The organism is Mycobacterium sp. NGS17 (genome assembly GCF_059813205.1).
Window position 1 is genome coordinate 713280 of the sequence record NZ_JCALED010000001.1, and the last position, 16116, is coordinate 729395.

A 16116-nucleotide genomic window follows, 5' to 3' on the forward strand; every position below is an offset into this window, starting at 1 on the left:
CGCGGCGGCTACACGTAAGGTCGCCGAAACACCGGCAAAGCCTCGCGTTCGATGCTCGCGCGCCGTTATAGTCGCCGAGTGATCGGCGCCGAGACGCTGACCGGGCGTGACAGCGAATGGGGGATCATCCGCCGCGCCCTGAGTCCGGGCGGCGCCCACACGGGCGTGGTGATCGCCGGGGCCGCCGGAGTGGGCAAAACCTGGCTTGCCCATGAAGTGTTGCGGCGCGCCGAGGCGTCGGGCGAGCGGACCAGGTGGATCGTCGGCACCGACTCGGCGCAGGCGCTGCCCCTGGGGGCGTTCATCGGCGTGATGACCGATGCGATGAACCAGGCGCAGTCGGATCCGCTGACCGATGTGCGGCGAGTGATCAATTCGTTTGTCGCGCAACAGCGCCAGCGCCGCGTGGTGGTGGGCGTCGATGACGCGCACCTGCTGGACGGCCTGTCCGCGCTCGTCGTCCACCAGCTGGCGCAGTCCGGTGGGGTCCGGCTGGTGGTCACCGTCCGCAGCGGCAGCGACGAGCCCGACGCGGTGACCGCGCTGTGGAAGGACGGGCTGCTGGAAAGGCTTGACCTCAAACCGTTTTCGGCTGCCGAGACGCGCGAAGTCATCGAAAGCAGGCTGGACGGCCCGGTCGATGCGCGCAGCGCGAACCGGTTCCACAAGCTGACCGGTGGCAACGCGCTGTTCCTGCGACAGCTGGTGGCCGACCAGGTGGGCGCCGGGCGGATGCGCAAAACGGCCGGGGTGTGGATGTGGGACGGCGATGTCGCGGTGTCGGCGAGCCTGTCCGACACCGTGGGCCGCCAGATGGGCCGACTCAGCCCGGAAACGGCGTTGGTGATCGACACGCTGTCGCAGTGCGAGCCGCTGGACGTGGAGGTGCTGTGCGATTTGGCCCGGCGCAGCGACCTGGCCGCGGCCGAGCGGATGGGGCTGGTCAACATCGAACGCACCGGCGGCGGGTTGACGGCCAGGCTCGCCCATCCGCTGTTCGGTGAGCTGCGCCGCGCGGGCGCCGGCGAGCTGTACCTGTCGGAGATCCGTGGCAGGTTGGCGACGCGGCTGGGCAAAGACGGCGACGCCGGCATGCAGGCCACGGTGCGCCGCGCGCTGCTGCGTCTCGAGTCCGACCTCGATCCCGACCCCGTGCTGTACCTGGAAGCGGCACGGCACGCGATGACCCTGCTGGATCTCGATCTGGCCGACCGGTTCGCCACCGCCGCGGCCCAAGCCGGTGCGCCCGGGGCGGCGGGAGTGCGGGCCATGAACCTGGCGCTGCTCGGGCGCGGCGAGCAGGCCGAGGCGGCGCTGCGCGCGATGGCCGACGGTGACCTGCCCGACGGCCACCACTGGGCGACGGTGCGGGCGGCCAACCTGATCTGGCACCTGTTCAAGCCCGACGAAGCGGCCGAGATCCTCGACGGTCTCGCGGCGCTTGATTCCGAGACTCCGGCCCAGCGCGCGGAGCGGTTGGCCGTGCAAGCGTGCCTCGATGCGGTGGCGGCGCGCTGTGAGGTCGCGGCCGCAAACGCCCGGGCCGCCCTGGCTTTCCCCGAACTGCCCGGCTTCCACGCGATGATGGCGTCGCTCGCGCTGATCATGGCGATGGGGGCGCTGGGTCAGGTCGACGAGCTCGCCGACCTGGCCGGGCAGGCGCTGCGGCGGGCGACGACCTCGTTCCAGGCATCGCATATGCGGTTCTGGTTCGGCGCCGTCTACGGGCGTGCTTGCCGGCTGACCGGTCGGATCGATGAATTCGTCAGCACGGCACGGGAACTGGCCGATTCGTCCCGTGACATTCCGGGGCTGGCGTATGCGAACCTCGCCCTGTTGTCTGGCAACGCCGAGCTGGCCCGCGGCGCCGTCGCCGAGGCGGTCCGGCTGCTGCACGAAGCGGTGGCAGGAGTTCAAATACATTATGTGACAACAGGTTTGCGCCCCGCCAGTTACTTCGCGCTGGCCGAGGCGCATGCCAAGCTCGGGCAGGCCGGCGAAGCGAACGACGCGGTCACCGCGGCGCGGTCATGCGTGCCGGCCGACTTTGCGTTCATGCACACCGGCCTGTCACTGGCCGCCGGGTGGGCCCTGGCGGCGAGCGGCCGGTTGGCCGAGGCGGTGGCGGGCGTGCACGAGGCGGCGCGGCTTGCCCGCGATCGCGGCCAGCCCACGCACGAGCTGGCCTGCATCCAGGCGGCCGCGCAATGGGGTGACGCCTCGCAGGCGGTGCGGGCGCGGGAGCTGGCCGACGTGTTGTCGCTGCCGCTGGCCACCGCGGTCGCGTCGCACGTGCAGGCGTTGTCGGCCAAGGACGGCGAGGGCCTGCTGGCGGCCTCGGCGGCGTACCGGGGGATCGGCGATCGCGTTGCGGCCGCCGACGCGGCGGCGCAGGCTTCCGTGGTGTTCGACGAACACCAGCAGCGTCGCCGCGGGCTGTACGCCGCGGCGCTGGCCAGGGAGTTGGCCGACGATTGCGGCGGCCTGCACACGCCGGCGCTGCACACTCCGACCGGCCTGAAGCTGTCCGGCCGGCAGCGCGATGTCGTCGAACTGGTCGTGGCCGGCTTGTCCAACCGCGAGATCGCCGAGGCGCTGGTGATGTCGGTGCGCACCGTGGAGGGCCACGTCTACCGGGCCTGTCAGCGGGTGGGGGCGCAGTCGCGCGAGGAGTTGGCGTCGATCATCCGATCGGGCCCCTGCGGCGCGCCCGCGTCCTAGAGGCCCAGCAGCCGCGCCGACGCCCACAGGGCGACCACTGCCACCAGCAGCGAGGCGGGCACGGTGCACACGCCGAGGCGGGTGTATTCGCCGACGCCGGCGTCGACGTCGTGCTGGCGTAACACGCGCCGCCACAACAGGTTCGACAGCGAACCGACGTAAGTCAGGTTGGGGCCGATGTTGACCCCGATCAGCACCGCCAAAACCGCCACCGGCCCGCTGGGGGCGACCAACGGCAGCAGCACGAGCGTGGCGGGCAGGTTGTTGACGACGTTGGCCAGCGCGGCCGCTATCGCGGCGATGGCGAGCAAGGCGGGCAGGCTCGAGCCCGAGGGCAGCACCGCCGACATCGCCCGATCCATCCCGTTGAGCATGACCGCCTGCACCACGACGCCCAGCGCCAGGACGAACACCAGGAACGAGACGTTGACCGAGCGCACGATGTCGGACACCGAGGTGTGCCGGTGCCGCAGGCTGCGCGCCGCCAGCGCCGCGGCCCCGCACAGCGCCACCCAGGCCGGGGCGATCCCCACGGACTGGGCGACCGCGAACCCGGCGAGTGTGAGCGCGACGACCACCAACACGAACACCGGCGGCCGCGGCGGCGCGCCCAGGTCTTCCGGATCGGGCTGCACCCGCAGGTCTTTGGCGAAGAACCACCGGAAGATCACGTAGAGGACGGCGATCGCGCCGACCCACGGCGCCGCCATCGCGAGGGTGAACTTGGTGAACGAGATGTTGGCGGTGTGGAAGGCCAGCAGGTTGGTCAGGTTCGACACCGGCAGCAACAGCGATGCGCCGTTGGCCAGATGGGCGGTGGCGTAGGCGTAGGGCCGCACCCGGGTGCGCTGCCGGCGCACGGCCGCCAGTACCACCGGGGTCAGCAACACCACGGCGGCGTCCAGGCTCAGCACCGCGGTGATCAGCGAGGCGATGACGAAGACCCGCCGCAGCAGGCCGGCCGACCCCACCCGGCCCCGGGTGATCGCCGCGCCCGCGGCTTCGAACAGGCCCTCGTCGTCGCACAGTTTGGCCAGCACCAGCACCGCGCCCAAGAACGCGACCACCCCCGACAGGTCGGCGATCTCTTTGACCGCCTGGTGCACCGAGATCGCGCCGACCGCGATCAGGATCAGGGCCGCCGGGACCGCCGCCAGCGCCTCGGGCCAGCCCCCGGGGCGCGCGACGGCGAACGCCAGGACCACAGCAAGCAACAACAGCGCAAGCGTCAGGGCCAAGGTGTGAATCGCCTTACTTCCAAGGGTCTTCGCGCCGCCACACCGTGGGCAGGTGCACGGCGACACCGTCCCGTGCGGCCAGCTCGTCGATGATGCCGACGGAGGCGTCCAAGTCGTCACCGGCATAGGGCAAGGCGCGCAACGGTCTTGTCAGCGGGCGGAAGAAGTCGTCCCAGTGAATGAGGATCACCCGGCGCGCCCCCACCGCGCGCACGGTCTCGGTCCAATAGTCGATCAGGTAGGACCGCGGCTGCAGCCCCAGCTGCCCCACGGACAGGTACACCGCGTCGGCGCGCTGGCCGGCCAGCGCGCCCTCGATGAAGCCGGCGCTGCCCTGGATCAGCAGTCGCCGGCCCGTCGGACGGTGGTGCACCAGCGTCGACCAGGATTCCCCGCAGCGATACGCCGACGCCTTCACCGGCGGGGTCACCGGTTCGTCGATGACGCCGGGAAACCGGTCGGGCGGGCAGTGGTGCGATTCGATCAGGGTGACGTCGTAGGCGCCCAGCTGCATGGGTTCGCCGTCGACTGCGACGACGATCCGGTTCTCGGGCAACCCGTGCCCGCGCCCGACGTTGGCGGCGGACTGCCCGCCGACCAGTTGCGCGCCGGTGCGGTCGGCGACCAGCGCGGAGTCCAGAACGTGGTCGAAGTGGGTGTGCACCGGTATCACCGCCGCAAGCCGCGAAACCTTCGCTCGCGCAAGGCATCCGTCGACGCGTGCGGGCGAGGGTGCCAACTTGCCGGCCGCGACCTTGGCCAGGCTGGGCCGGGAGAAGTAGCCGTCGGTCATCAACGCCGACGAGCCGTCGTCTATCAGCAGGGTCGCCACACCCATCCAGGTCACCGAGAGCGCGTTGGGTGCTGCGGCGGGGGCGTCGAACCGGCTTGCGTAGCGGGCGATGTCGGGGCGACCGAGTTTCAGCCGCATCAGCAGAAGGCCCTGATCTCGGTGCCGGCCGCCACGAGGCGTTCACGAACGGCCGTGGCGATCTGCACCGCTCCCGGCGAATCGCCATGCACGCAAACAGATTCCACCTTCAGCGTGACTTGGGTGCCGTCGATCGCGGTGACCTGCCCGGACTCCACCATGGTCACCACCCGGTCGGCGATCGCCGCCGGGTCGTGCAGCACCGCGCCCTGCTCACGACGGGGCACCAGCCGGCCATCCGTCCGGTACGCCCGGTCGGCGAAAGCCTCTGCGACCGTGTGCAATCCGCGTTGGGTGGCTTCGTCGAAAAACGCTGAGCCCGCCATGCCCAGCACCGGCAGCCGGGCATCCACCAGCCGCACCGCCTCGGCTACGGCGGCCGCCTGTTCGGTATGGGTCACGATCGTGTTGTACAGCGCACCATGCGGTTTGACGTAGGACACCGCGGAGCCGGCCGCGCGCGCTATCGCCTGCAGCGCCCCGATCTGATACATCACGTCGGCGATGAGATCCTCGGCGGCGACGTCGATGAAGCGTCTGCCGAACCCGGCCAGGTCTCGGTAGCTCACCTGCGCTCCGATCCGGGCCCCGCGCTGGGCGGCCAACCGGCATACCCGCAGCAGGCCCGCCGGGTCGCCGGCGTGAAAACCGCACGCGACGTTGGCGCTCGTCACGATGCCGAGCATCGCGTCGTCGTCACCCAGGCGCCAGACGCCGAAGCCCTCGCCCAGGTCGGCGTTGAGGTCGATACGGGCCACCCGCCCAGCTTATGGGGGCGTGCGGGCGCTGGCGTAGCCGGAGGACGCGATGTGGTGCGCGGTTACTGCCTGGCGACCTTGGCGGCGATCTGCTCGGCCAGGTCGACCGCCGACCCGCCGGGCAAAAACGAGCCGCAGGTGGCTACGTCGATGACGACGTTGTTGCGCGCGGTCAGCGCCCGCTGGCACGTCCAGCCGTTGCTGTCGTCCTGAACCTCCGACGTGCTCAGCGTGCCGCCGACCTTGTGGGCCTCGCCCACCTTCCACACGATTTCGGGCTTGTCCGTGGGACGTTCGACGAACGTGCGATTGGCGCAGCCGAACCACCGTCGCACCGAGGCGTCGTAGAACGTGTTGGCCTTCCGCGCGGAGGGGTAGGCGATCACGGCCTGGATGGCGGAATTGTTGCGGACCGCCGGGTCGTCGAAGTTGTCATCCAGCCGCTGGCCGCGCATCGCGGTCCAGCCGGTGTCCGCGTAGACGGCTTGCTGGGCCGGGCCGTCCATCGCCAGGCAGGTCCTGTCGCTGAAAGTCGAGCTCCAGTCCCACATCGCCTGTGAGCCGTACCGGAGCCGCATGCCCGACGTGAGCGAGGAGTTGATCTGATCCACGTCGAGCAACAGCGCATCCAGGGACGCGGCGGCCACCGGCGTCTGCGGCAACGGGCCGGAGGTGTCCGCGGGCGACGCGCTTCCGCCGACAACGGTGGTGCAGCCCGTCGCCAGGGCGGACACCGCCGCCTGCATCAGGAACGCGATTCGCCGGCTCACAATTGCCTTCTCCGACGTTGGTCGATCTCTACGCCCAGCTTAGGCGGCAGCGGATCGTCGACGCCCGATCGACCAGCAGACCAGATAGATCAGAAACGAGATGCCGGCGACGAAGACCGACACCGGCACGCCGGGCGCCAGCGACAGCAGCAGGCCGCCCACGGCGGACACCTCGGCGAACACCACCGAAACCACCATCGCCGCCGCGGGTGAGGAGACCACCCGGGCCGCCGCGGCGGCCGGGGTGATCAACAACGACATCACCAGCAGCGCCCCGACGATCTGCACCGCCTGGGCCGCCACCACGCCGACCAGGGCGGCGAACACGATTCCGAGCGCGTAGACCGGCACACCGCGCGCCGCGGCGACATCGGGATCGACGGTGGCGAACAGCAGCGGGCGGTAACACGTCGCCAGCACCACGATGACGAGCAGGCAGACCAGGGCCAGCATGGTCAGGCCCGTGTAGCCGACCCCGACGATCTGGCCGGTCAGCAGGGCGAAGCTGGTCGAGGTGCGCCCCGGGTAGAGGTGGATGAACAACACAGCCAGGCCCAGCCCGAAGGCCAGCACGACGCCGATCACCGAATCGCGCTCGCGATCGCGCCGCCCCAGCACGCCGAACAACGCCGCCGCAAGGGCGCTGCCGACCAGCGCGCCCACCCCGACGCCGAATCCGGCCAGCAGCGCGAAAGCGGCTCCGGTCAGCGACAATTCACTGGAACCGTGCACGGCGAACGACATCTGCCGCATGACGATGAACGGCCCGATCAGCCCGGCCACCAGCCCCAGCAGGGCGGCCGCCACCAGCGCCTGCTGCACGAAGTCATGGCCGAGCAGGTGCGCGGTGATGTCGAACGACAGCAGGTGGTCCAGCAGGCCGACGAGCCGATGCTCCATCAGCAATGCCCGTCGTCGCGCGCGCCGGCCACCACGTAGCCGTCCTTGACCTTGACCACTTGGATGTCCGATTGGTACAGCGCCGAGAGTGTCTGGCTGGTCATCACCTGCTCGACGCTGCCGATCTCGAAACGGCCGTCGACCAGATACAGCAGCCGGTCCACGTACGGCAGGATCGGGTTGATCTCGTGGGTGACGACGATGACCGTGGTGGCGGCGTCCTGTCGGCGCCGCTCGATCAGCGCCGACACCAGCTTGGCGTTGGCCGGATCCAGCGTCAGCAGCGGCTCGTCGCACAGCAACAGCAGCGGATCGCTGACCAACGCCTGGGCGATGCGCACCCGCTGCAACTCCCCACCCGACATCATTCCGACCCGGACGTCCGCCAGGTGCTCGCCGTTGACCTGGCGCAGCGCCTGCCGCACGGCCGCGCGCCGGCGGGCCCGATCGGCGGATCGCAGCGGAAAGGCACCCCAGCGTGGCCCGTCGATGCCCAGCCGAACCAGGTCGCGCCCGCGTAGCATCACGTCGGCGTCCATCGGATGATGTTGGGGCACATAGCCTATGCGCCCGCTGCCCGAGGTGATCGGCTTTCCGTCCACCAGCCCGGCGCCGGCGCTCAGTGGCAGCTGCCCGAGCAGCACCTTGAGTAGCGACGTCTTGCCGCTGCCGTTCGGGCCGAGCACCGCGATGAACTCGCCGCGCGCCACCGACAGGTCCAGGTGGTCCCACAGCACGCGGTCGCCGAATGACAGCCGCGCGCCGCGCAGCGTCACGGTGTCGGCGGGGTCGTCGACGGCCGCGACCGGCTCGAGGCTCATGACCGCACGGGCCGGCTCGACTGCAGCGCGGACTGCAGCTGGCTGACCGTATTACGTTGCCAGGCAAGGTAATCCGTGCCTTCGGTCAGCGTTTCGGCCACATCGGTGACCGGGACACCCGCGCGGCGAGCGGCGTCACGCAGGCCGGTGATCGCGGTCGTGGAGGTTTGCGGGTTGATCAGCACCGCCGACACCTGGCGCCGGTTGACCAGGTCGAGAACCGCCGCCATGTCGGCCGGCGCGGGGTCGGTCTCGTTCTCGATGGCCGCCTCGAACGCGGGCGGGGTCCGGTTGATCAGCCCCGTAGCCCTCAGCAAATAGAACGCGACGGGTTCGGTCGCGATCACCGAGGTGTTGGGGTAGCTGGTGGCGATCGAGTGTTCGGCGCCGGCGATGGAGTCGGCGCCGCGGCCGAAGGCGGCGGCATTGGCGCGATAGTCGGCGGCGTTGCCCGGGTCGATGGTCGCGAGGCGCTCGGCGATGGTGGCGGCAACGGATTTGGCGACGGTCAGGTCGTAGAAGACGTGCTCGTTGCGGGGTAGTCCGTCGGGCTGAAGGAAGGAGTAGGCGGTGACCGGCTTGGCGTCACGGTGGTGGGCCAGCACCTCGTCGACCCAGCCGTCATAACCGCCGCCGTTGGAGACGACCAGCGGGGCGTCGGCGATCGCGGCGGCGTCCGCCGGGCTGACTTCGTAGGAGTGCGGGTCGATATCCGCCCCGCTGAGAATGGATTTGACGGCGACGTGGCGGCCGGTGACGGCACGCGCCACGCTGCCCCACACGTCGGTGGAGGCGACGACGGAGAGGGCGCGAGAATGCGCCGTGCCGCTGCAGCCGCTGAGCAGCACGCCGCCGGTCAGCACGAGTGCGGCCGCCAGCCATCGCGTCGCATCGGCGGGCCCGGCCTGCGCCGTTCGTTGCCGCGTCAGTGCCATCCGCACGCCCGATTCCTCCCGCCGGCCCCTCAGCCGATCCACAATACTAATGAAAACCGTTTCCATTACAAAGCCGCAAGCTGAAGCCCATACGCGCGGGCCCCGGACCGCTGTAGCGTCACCGAACGTGAGCCCCCCACCGCGCCGGCGTGCGACTCTGGCGTCGTTGGCGGACGAGCTCAACGTTTCCCGCACGACGATTTCGAATGCCTTCAACCGGCCCGATCAGCTCTCCCCGGATCTGCGCGAGCGCGTGCTCGCGACGGCCAAGCGGCTGGGCTATGCCGGCCCCGACCCGGTGGCGCGTTCGTTGCGGACCCGCAAGGCCGGCGCGGTCGCTCTGGTGATGGCCGAACCGCTGACCTACTTCTTCAGCGACCCCGCGGCGCGTGACTTCGTCACCGGGGTGGCGCAGGCATGCGAGGAGGTGGGTCAGGGGCTGTTGCTGGTGGCCGTCGGGCCCAGCCGCAGCCTCAAAGACGGCACAGCCGCCGTGCTTTCGGCCGGCGTGGACGGCTTCGTGGTGTATTCGGTGTGCGACGAAGATCCCTACCTGCAGGTGGTACTGCAGCGCCGGCTGCCGGTTGTGGTGGTCGATCAACCCAAGGGGCTGGCCGGCGTCTCGCGGGTAGGTATCGACGACCGCGCCGCGATGCGTGAGCTTGCCGACTACGTGCTGGGCCTGGGGCACCGCGAGATCGGGCTGCTGACCATGCGGCTGGGGCGGGATCGACGCCAGGGCCTGGTGGACCCCGACCGGTTGCGCTCGCCCGCGTTTGACGTGCAACGCGAGCGCATCGTCGGCGTGTGGGAGGCGATGGCGGCCGTCGGTATCGACCCGGACTCCCTGACGGTGGTGGAAAGCTACGAGCACCTACCCGAGTCCGGCGGCGCGGCCGCCAAGGCGGCCCTGGAAGCCAATCCGCGGATCACCGCGCTGATGTGCACCGCCGACATCCTGGCCCTGTCCGCCATGGATTACTTACGGGCACACGGCATCTACGTGCCCGGGCAGATGACCGTCACCGGTTTCGACGGCGTGCCCGACGCCATGAACCGCGGCCTGACCACGGTGTCGCAGTCCAGCCTGCAGAAGGGCTGCCGGGCCGCGGAGTTGTTGTTGAAGCCGCCGCGATCGGGTCTGCCCGCCGTCGAACTCCTGGACACGGAGCTGATCCGGGGCCGCACCGCCGGTCCGCCGGCGTGAGCCGGACTACTTGGAGTCTTGGTCGCCGATCAGCAGCCGCACGGCCAGGTCCAGCCGCTTGCTGACGTCGGTGGCCGAGGCCCGGCGGGTGAGCCACGCCAGCAGGTTCGACAGCCACACGTCCGAGATCACCCGGGCGATGTGGTACTGGTCCTCGGTCGGCTCGCCGTCGGACATCGCCCGCGCGAACATCGAATCGATGAGCTTCTCGACCTGGTCGACCTCGCTGGCCGCCGACGCGTCGGCGAACACGTACGCGCGCGTCATCGCCTCGGTCAGCAGGGGATTGCGTTGCATCGCCCGGTTGAGCTTTTGCACCATGAAGTTGAGTCGCTGAAACGGCGTGCCGCCGGTCATGGCCGAGCGGTCCGTCTTGGCGTCGATGCGGCTGAACTCGCGGCCCAGCGCCGACACGAGCAGGTGCACCTTCGAGGGGAAATAGCGGTACAGCGTCCCCACCGCGACGTCGGCGCGATCGGCCACCGCGCGCATTTGCACCGCCTCGTAGCCGCCCTTGGAGGCGATGGCCATGGTGGCATCGAGGATGCGCTTGCGGCGTTCCCGCTGCGCCTCAGACCCCAGTTCGGATTCCGCCAGTACCGCCACGTTCATGACCTCGCGCGGCTGCGAGTCGGAAACGCGGCTCGGATTTGCGTTGGCTGGCATGTGACGGTTTGCTCCTGTTCCCGGCGGTTCGTTCGCAAACGATACGCATTCTGCGTGTGAATCTCCCACCTCCATACCGCCGCGGACAAGCGTTGTGCTGCTGTGATGGCGTTCGACTTGACGGTCGATCACTGGCACTATTAGAACACGTTCTAGTCTCTGGAGAGCGGGTTGCGTGCCAACACGCGACTGGAGAGATACCCGCTCGGCGGGCAGATCGCACAATCAGGGCAAGGGCCCAACCCTTGTCACGTCGAAGTCATGGACGCGGAGGTCCTCAAGGTGGTAGCGACCGTCACCGACGAGCAGTTTGCCGCGCGAGCCCTGGTGCGCGACTGGGCCCGCAATGCGGCGTCCGGGCCCGGCGGAACCGCGGCGATCCGCGATGTGGAGCAGGGTAAGTCCGACGCTTGGCGGCCGGTGTTCTCCCGGCTGGCGGAACTGGGGATCTTCGGCGTCGCGATCCCGGAGCAATTCGGCGGCGCGGACGGCAGCATCGAAGATCTGTGCGCGATGGTCGAGGAAGCGGCGAAAGCGCTGATCCCCGGGCCGGTCGCCACCACCGCGCTGGCCACGTTGGTTGTCTCGGATCCAGAGTTGTTGGGCGCGCTGGCGTCCGGGGAGCGCTTCGCCGGGCTGGCTCTGGAGGGCGACATCGAGTTCGACGACGCGACGTCCACGGCTTCGGGCGCCGTGGCGTTCGCGCTGGGGGTGGCCGACGGTGCCGTGTTGTTGGCGCGGGCCGGCGAGAGGTGGCTGCTGATCGACACCGACGGCGAGGGTGTGCAGATCGAGCCGCTAGTCGCCAGCGACTTCTCCAGGCCGTTGGCCCGGGTGGCGCTGAACTCGGCCCCGGCCACGGTGGTGTCGGGCACCCGCGAACGCGTCGAGGAGCTGGCCGCGACGGTGCTTGCGGCCGAGGCGGCCGGCATCACCCGGTGGTCGCTGGAGACCGCCGTCGACTACGCGAAGGTCCGCGAGCAGTTCGGCAAGCCGATCGGCAGCTTCCAGGCCGTCAAACACCTCTGCGCCGAGATGCTGTGCCGCGCCGAGCAGGCCGAGGTGGCCGCCGCCGATGCCGCGCGCGCCGCGGCGGAGGGCGACGAATCCCAGTTCTCCATCGCCGCGGCCCTGGCCGCGAGCACCGGCATCGCCGCCGTGAAGGCCAACGTCAAGGACTGCATCCAGGTGCTCGGCGGCATCGGCTGCACCTGGGAGCACGACGCGCACCTGTACCTGCGCCGGGCGCATGCCATCGGCCGCTTCCTGGGCGGGGCGGAGGCGTGGCTGCGCCGCGTCACCGCGCTGACCCAGGCGGGCGTGCGACGCCGGCTGGGGATCGACCTCAGCGAGGTCGAAGACCAGCGTCAGGAGATCGCCGCCGCCGTCGCCCAGATCGCCGGCCTGCCCGAGGAGAAGCGGCAGGCCGCGCTGGCCGAGGCGGGCCTGCAGGCGCCGCACTGGCCGGCACCCTACGGGCGCGGCGCGGGACCGGCCGAGCAGCTGTTGATCGACCAGGAGCTGGCGGCTGCCGGTGTGGCCCGGCCCGACCTGGTGATCGGTTGGTGGGCGGCGCCGACCATCCTCGAGCACGGCACGCCGGAACAGATCGAGCGTTTCGTGCCGGGCACCGCGCGCGGCGAATTCCTGTGGTGTCAGCTGTTTTCCGAGCCCGGAGCCGGTTCGGACCTGGCCTCGCTGCGCACCAAGGCGGTCCGGACCGACGGGGGATGGCACCTGACCGGGCAGAAGGTCTGGACGTCGGCGGCGCACAAGGCGAAGTGGGGAGTGTGCCTGGCGCGCACGGATCCGGACGCGCCGAAACACAAAGGCATTACGTACTTCCTGGTGGAGATGAGCTCACCGGGAATCGAGATCCGTCCGCTGCGCGAGATCACCGGCGACTCGTTGTTCAACGAGGTGTTTTTGGACAACGTGTTCGTTCCCGACGAACTGGTGGTCGGCGAGGTGAACGACGGTTGGCGGCTGGCCCGCACCACGCTGGCCAACGAGCGGGTCGCGATGGCCAACGGAACCGCGCTGGGCAACCCGATGGAGGAGCTGCTCGAGGCGCTGGCCGAGCTCGACCTCGACGCGGCGGGGCGAGATCGGTTGGGGCGCTTGATCGTCGCCGCGCAGACCGGCGCGCTGCTGGACCAGCGGATCGCTCAGCTGGCCGTCGGCGGGCAGGATCCCGGGGCGCAGTCCAGCGTGCGCAAGCTCATCGGCGTCCGCTACCGCCAAGCGCTGGCCGAATACACGATGGACGTGTCCGAGGGCGGCGGCTTGGTGCACAACCAGGCGGTGTTCGATTTCCTCAACACCCGCTGCCTGACGATCGCGGGCGGCACCGAGCAGATCCTGCTGACGGTCGCCGCCGAGCGGCTGCTCGGCTTGCCCCGCTGATACAGGCTTGCGGCCGCCCGTTGCTCGCGTGACCTGCCGATAGCGGGTTGCGGCGAAGCCGTTAGGCGAAAAGTGTAGGGAAATCCCTAATTGAGACGGCTGCACGCGCGGCCTTAGCGTGTAGCGACCGCTCCGGCGATAGTTGCTCACCGTGAGACTGCGGGCGCGCCTGCGTGTCGCCGCGATCGCGTATCGAAAGGGACGCCATGCCAACGGATTCGGCTCGCCACCACTTGAATGCTGACTCTTGCCGGAGGTGCCGCGCCGGCAAGGCGCCACGGCCGAGCGCGCTGGCCGGTGTGTTCGCGGCGCTCGCCATCGCGATGAGCGCAGCGCCGCCGGCCATGTTGCCCGCCGCCAAAGCGGATCCGACGCAGCATACGGTCGTGTACCGGATCCTCGGGGGCGGTGACGTCTTCTCCGTCATCCCGGACCCCGGAACCCCGGTGTATCCGGCGAGCACCACGACCTGGGTTTCAGTCCCCTGGTCGCAGACCGTGCAGGTGACCGGAAGCCCGTACCTGGCGTTGAACTACACCGACAAAACCGGCGGTCCACACGACTGCGCGATCCAGGTGGACGGGCAGTCCGTCAGCCTCACCGAACACACGGCCGGCAGGTGCGCTTACCAAATCCCGGGCCCCGCGCAGTAACCGTCGGGGTCGCGAACAGTGGACACCCCACATGAAGGAGAACAGCGGTGAAGCGTCAGATCATCGTCGGCGTAGCCGGCCTGGCCATCGTAATCGCCAGTGGCACTGGCTGTTCCGGCAATAAGTCGAGCCCGCAAGCGTCGAACTCGGCCGGTCCGCCCGCCGGGCCGCAGGTGATCGTCGACGGCAAGACCCAGAACGTCACCGGTCCGGTCACCTGCAAACCGGTCGGCGACAACATCAACATCGGCATCGGCGACCCGGCCAAAGGCGTTGGTGCGGTGGTCAGCAAGGACAACCCGCCAATCGTTCACGCGGTCGGACTGGGCAACGTCGACGGCATCACGCTCGGTTTCTCCGACGCCGCAAAGGGGCAGGGCGGCAACGCCGGAGCCGCGGTGGGCGACAACGCAATTCAGATCAAGGGCACGGCCACCGGCGCCGATGTGAGCGATCCCCACCAGCCGAAGCCGGTGACCAAGCCGTTCGAGATCGACGTGACCTGTCCGTAGCGCCAGCCGAATCGTTCGGACCGAAGCCCGAGAGGGGACGTAACAATGTCGATCAAACGCCTCGCCGCAGCCGCGGCAGTCGCGACGGGCCTGGGAATGTCGGTAACGGCTGTCAACGGGAGCTTCGCGAACTCCGCCCCGCTGGACCCATGCCCCAGCTGGCAGAAAGGCTGTTCCGGTAACCCCAGCCCCAACCCCGGTTACGGGGGCACCGGCACGCCGCCGGTAGCCACGACGCCGCACGGCACGCCGCCGCCACAGAGCACGTGGCAGTCGACGCCGGCGCCGCACACCACGCAACCGCCCAGCACGCCCCCGCCCAGCACGTGGCAGTCCACTGCCGCGCCGCACACCACGCCACCGCCGCCCAGCACGCCGCCGCGTAGCTCGCCGCCGCCCGCGTCGAGCACCTGGCAACAGGCGCCGCCGAACAGCACGACGGCCCCGATGCCCACCGAATGCCCCAACTGGGACAAGAACTGCACCCCAGCCCCCGCCCCCAGCCCGAATTCCGGTTACGGGGGCTCGGGCTCGACACCGCCGAACAACACGCCGCCGAGCCCGTGGCAGCAGCCGGCGCAGAACGGCTCGACGTCGGCGCTGCCGACGGTGTGTCCCGCCTGGTACAAGAACTGCACCCCCGCGCCCAACCCCAACCCCAATCCCAACCCCGGCTATGGGGGCTCGGGCTCGACGCCACCGAACGGCTCGCCGTGGGGCGGCGTGACGCCGACCACCGGGGCGCCCTGGGGCGGTACGACCAACCAGCCGGGCAACTCATACCCGCCCAGGCCTCCTCGCCCGATCCTCAACGCGCCGTGGAGTCAGCCTCCGCACCCGCCGTATTACCCGCCGCCCCCGCCCATCCTTCGTCCCACCGGGGAGATAGGCGGCCCCACCAACCTGCCGAATGGCTACTGGGTCCCGGGCCAGGGAGCGCCACCTCCGCCACCGCCGAGCGGCTACGGCTGGAACAACGGCCCCGCCCCCGGCGCCCCACCGCCGAACTGGGAAGGCCCGCCACCGGCCGGTGGCTGGAACGGCCCGCCGCCCGCCGGCGGCTGGAACCAGCCCTGGCAGGGGACGCCGGTTGACGCGTCCTACGGACAGAACTATTACGCGCCGTTCACCTACAACAACTTCACCGTCCTTCCGGTCTTCAACGCGGACTATGGGGGCTTTGGTTACTGGTTCTTCGGTACCTGGATACCGCTGTACTGACGGCGACGACGGCTGAGCCGGGGGCCTCGATTCGGTTGCCCCGGCCGCGAGGAACAAATGGTGATCACCGGGCCTCAACCACGACGGTTCCTCGTCGAGTGGTACGGACCACGAACGTCCGCCCCCTCGATAGGCGATATCGTCGATCGGCTGAATAGCCGTGCCGAACTGATGACGACCCGTGGCACGCCGGTCCAGCTTCTGACGGCGATGACGGTGCCGGCCGACGACTACATGTTCGGTGTCTTTGCTGCCGAGTCGGCCGAGCTGGTCGCGCAGATCTGCGCCGACGTCGGCACGCCCGCCGAACGGATCAGCTGCGGCGTCGGTTGGACGCGGCCCCTGGACCGCTGACGGGCCGGTTCGATGGCGGCAGC

General features: G+C 70.0%; 16 protein-coding genes. 7 read left to right on the forward strand and 9 right to left on the reverse strand.

Translation table 11 applies throughout. The features are described 5' to 3' along the window. Positions 1 to 78: 78 nt before the first annotated feature. A complete protein-coding gene (locus AC5Y7E_RS03510) occupies positions 79 to 2721 on the forward strand; it encodes a LuxR C-terminal-related transcriptional regulator (RefSeq protein WP_499947436.1) in 2643 nt (880 codons plus the stop codon). On the opposite strand, the gene AC5Y7E_RS03515 is transcribed toward AC5Y7E_RS03510, so the two are convergent. The 7 genes from AC5Y7E_RS03515 to AC5Y7E_RS03545 all read right to left on the reverse strand — a co-directional run bounded on the left by AC5Y7E_RS03515 (position 2718) and on the right by AC5Y7E_RS03545 (position 9074). Beyond that, a complete protein-coding gene (locus tag AC5Y7E_RS03515) occupies positions 2718 to 3959 on the reverse strand; it encodes an SLC13 family permease (RefSeq protein WP_499947437.1) in 1242 nt (413 codons plus the stop codon). The genes AC5Y7E_RS03510 and AC5Y7E_RS03515 overlap by 4 nt on opposite strands. 13 nt (positions 3960 to 3972) lie before the next feature. Then, positions 3973 to 4890 carry an MBL fold metallo-hydrolase gene (locus AC5Y7E_RS03520; RefSeq protein WP_499947438.1) on the reverse strand — a complete coding sequence of 306 codons (918 nt, stop codon included), beginning with the start codon at positions 4888 to 4890 and terminating at the stop codon, positions 3973 to 3975. Beyond that, entirely contained in the window at positions 4890 to 5648 is a 759-nt protein-coding gene (locus tag AC5Y7E_RS03525; RefSeq protein ID WP_499947439.1) for a LamB/YcsF family protein, read from the reverse strand. Before AC5Y7E_RS03525 ends, AC5Y7E_RS03520 begins: the two co-directional genes overlap by 1 nt. A 62-nt stretch (positions 5649 to 5710) precedes the next feature. Next, positions 5711 to 6421, reverse strand: coding sequence for a sensor domain-containing protein (locus tag AC5Y7E_RS03530; protein WP_499947592.1), 711 nt, complete (start codon positions 6419 to 6421; stop codon positions 5711 to 5713). Between the two features lie 36 nt (positions 6422 to 6457). Beyond that, the gene (locus AC5Y7E_RS03535) at positions 6458 to 7318 is read right to left on the reverse strand and encodes a metal ABC transporter permease (protein WP_499947440.1); all 861 of its coding nucleotides are present in this window, start codon (positions 7316 to 7318) and stop codon (positions 6458 to 6460) included. Beyond that, positions 7318 to 8139, reverse strand: a complete 822-nt coding sequence (locus tag AC5Y7E_RS03540; protein WP_499947441.1) for a metal ABC transporter ATP-binding protein — start codon at positions 8137 to 8139, stop codon at positions 7318 to 7320. Before AC5Y7E_RS03540 ends, AC5Y7E_RS03535 begins: the two co-directional genes overlap by 1 nt. Beyond that, entirely contained in the window at positions 8136 to 9074 is a 939-nt protein-coding gene (locus tag AC5Y7E_RS03545; protein ID WP_499947596.1) for a metal ABC transporter solute-binding protein, Zn/Mn family, read from the reverse strand. Before AC5Y7E_RS03545 ends, AC5Y7E_RS03540 begins: the two co-directional genes overlap by 4 nt. A 127-nt stretch (positions 9075 to 9201) precedes the next feature. Here AC5Y7E_RS03545 and AC5Y7E_RS03550 point away from each other — a divergent pair, with 127 nt between their 5' ends. Continuing rightward, entirely contained in the window at positions 9202 to 10281 is a 1080-nt protein-coding gene (locus tag AC5Y7E_RS03550) for an Rv3575c family transcriptional regulator (RefSeq protein WP_499947442.1), read from the forward strand. A gap of 6 nt (positions 10282 to 10287) precedes the next feature. Here AC5Y7E_RS03550 and kstR read toward each other — a convergent pair whose 3' ends face one another. Then, complete coding sequence (gene kstR, locus AC5Y7E_RS03555) at positions 10288 to 10887, reverse strand: cholesterol catabolism transcriptional regulator KstR (RefSeq protein WP_499917630.1); 600 nt, start codon at positions 10885 to 10887, stop codon at positions 10288 to 10290. Positions 10888 to 11229: 342 nt separating this feature from the next. Here kstR and AC5Y7E_RS03560 point away from each other — a divergent pair, with 342 nt between their 5' ends. The 3 genes from AC5Y7E_RS03560 (at position 11230) to AC5Y7E_RS03570 (ending at position 14518) form a co-directional block, all read left to right on the forward strand. After that, complete coding sequence (locus AC5Y7E_RS03560; RefSeq protein WP_499947598.1) at positions 11230 to 13353, forward strand: acyl-CoA dehydrogenase family protein; 2124 nt, start codon at positions 11230 to 11232, stop codon at positions 13351 to 13353. 299 nt (positions 13354 to 13652) lie between these two features. Then, complete coding sequence (locus tag AC5Y7E_RS03565) at positions 13653 to 14006, forward strand: hypothetical protein (RefSeq protein WP_499947443.1); 354 nt, start codon at positions 13653 to 13655, stop codon at positions 14004 to 14006. Positions 14007 to 14053: 47 nt separating this feature from the next. Then, entirely contained in the window at positions 14054 to 14518 is a 465-nt protein-coding gene (locus AC5Y7E_RS03570) for a lipoprotein LpqH (protein WP_499947444.1), read from the forward strand. 200 nt (positions 14519 to 14718) lie between these two features. On the opposite strand, the gene AC5Y7E_RS03575 is transcribed toward AC5Y7E_RS03570, so the two are convergent. Next, complete coding sequence (locus AC5Y7E_RS03575; protein ID WP_499947445.1) at positions 14719 to 14973, reverse strand: hypothetical protein; 255 nt, start codon at positions 14971 to 14973, stop codon at positions 14719 to 14721. Here AC5Y7E_RS03575 and AC5Y7E_RS03580 point away from each other — a divergent pair. Both AC5Y7E_RS03580 and AC5Y7E_RS03585 read left to right on the forward strand, forming a co-directional pair. Next, on the forward strand, positions 14966 to 15739 hold the full coding sequence (locus tag AC5Y7E_RS03580) for an MAP_0585 family protein (protein ID WP_499947446.1): 774 nt from the start codon (positions 14966 to 14968) through the stop codon (positions 15737 to 15739). The genes AC5Y7E_RS03575 and AC5Y7E_RS03580 overlap by 8 nt on opposite strands. Positions 15740 to 15796: 57 nt before the next feature. Beyond that, positions 15797 to 16093 carry a hypothetical protein gene (locus tag AC5Y7E_RS03585; protein ID WP_499916992.1) on the forward strand — a complete coding sequence of 99 codons (297 nt, stop codon included), beginning with the start codon at positions 15797 to 15799 and terminating at the stop codon, positions 16091 to 16093. Positions 16094 to 16116: the final 23 nt, after the last annotated feature.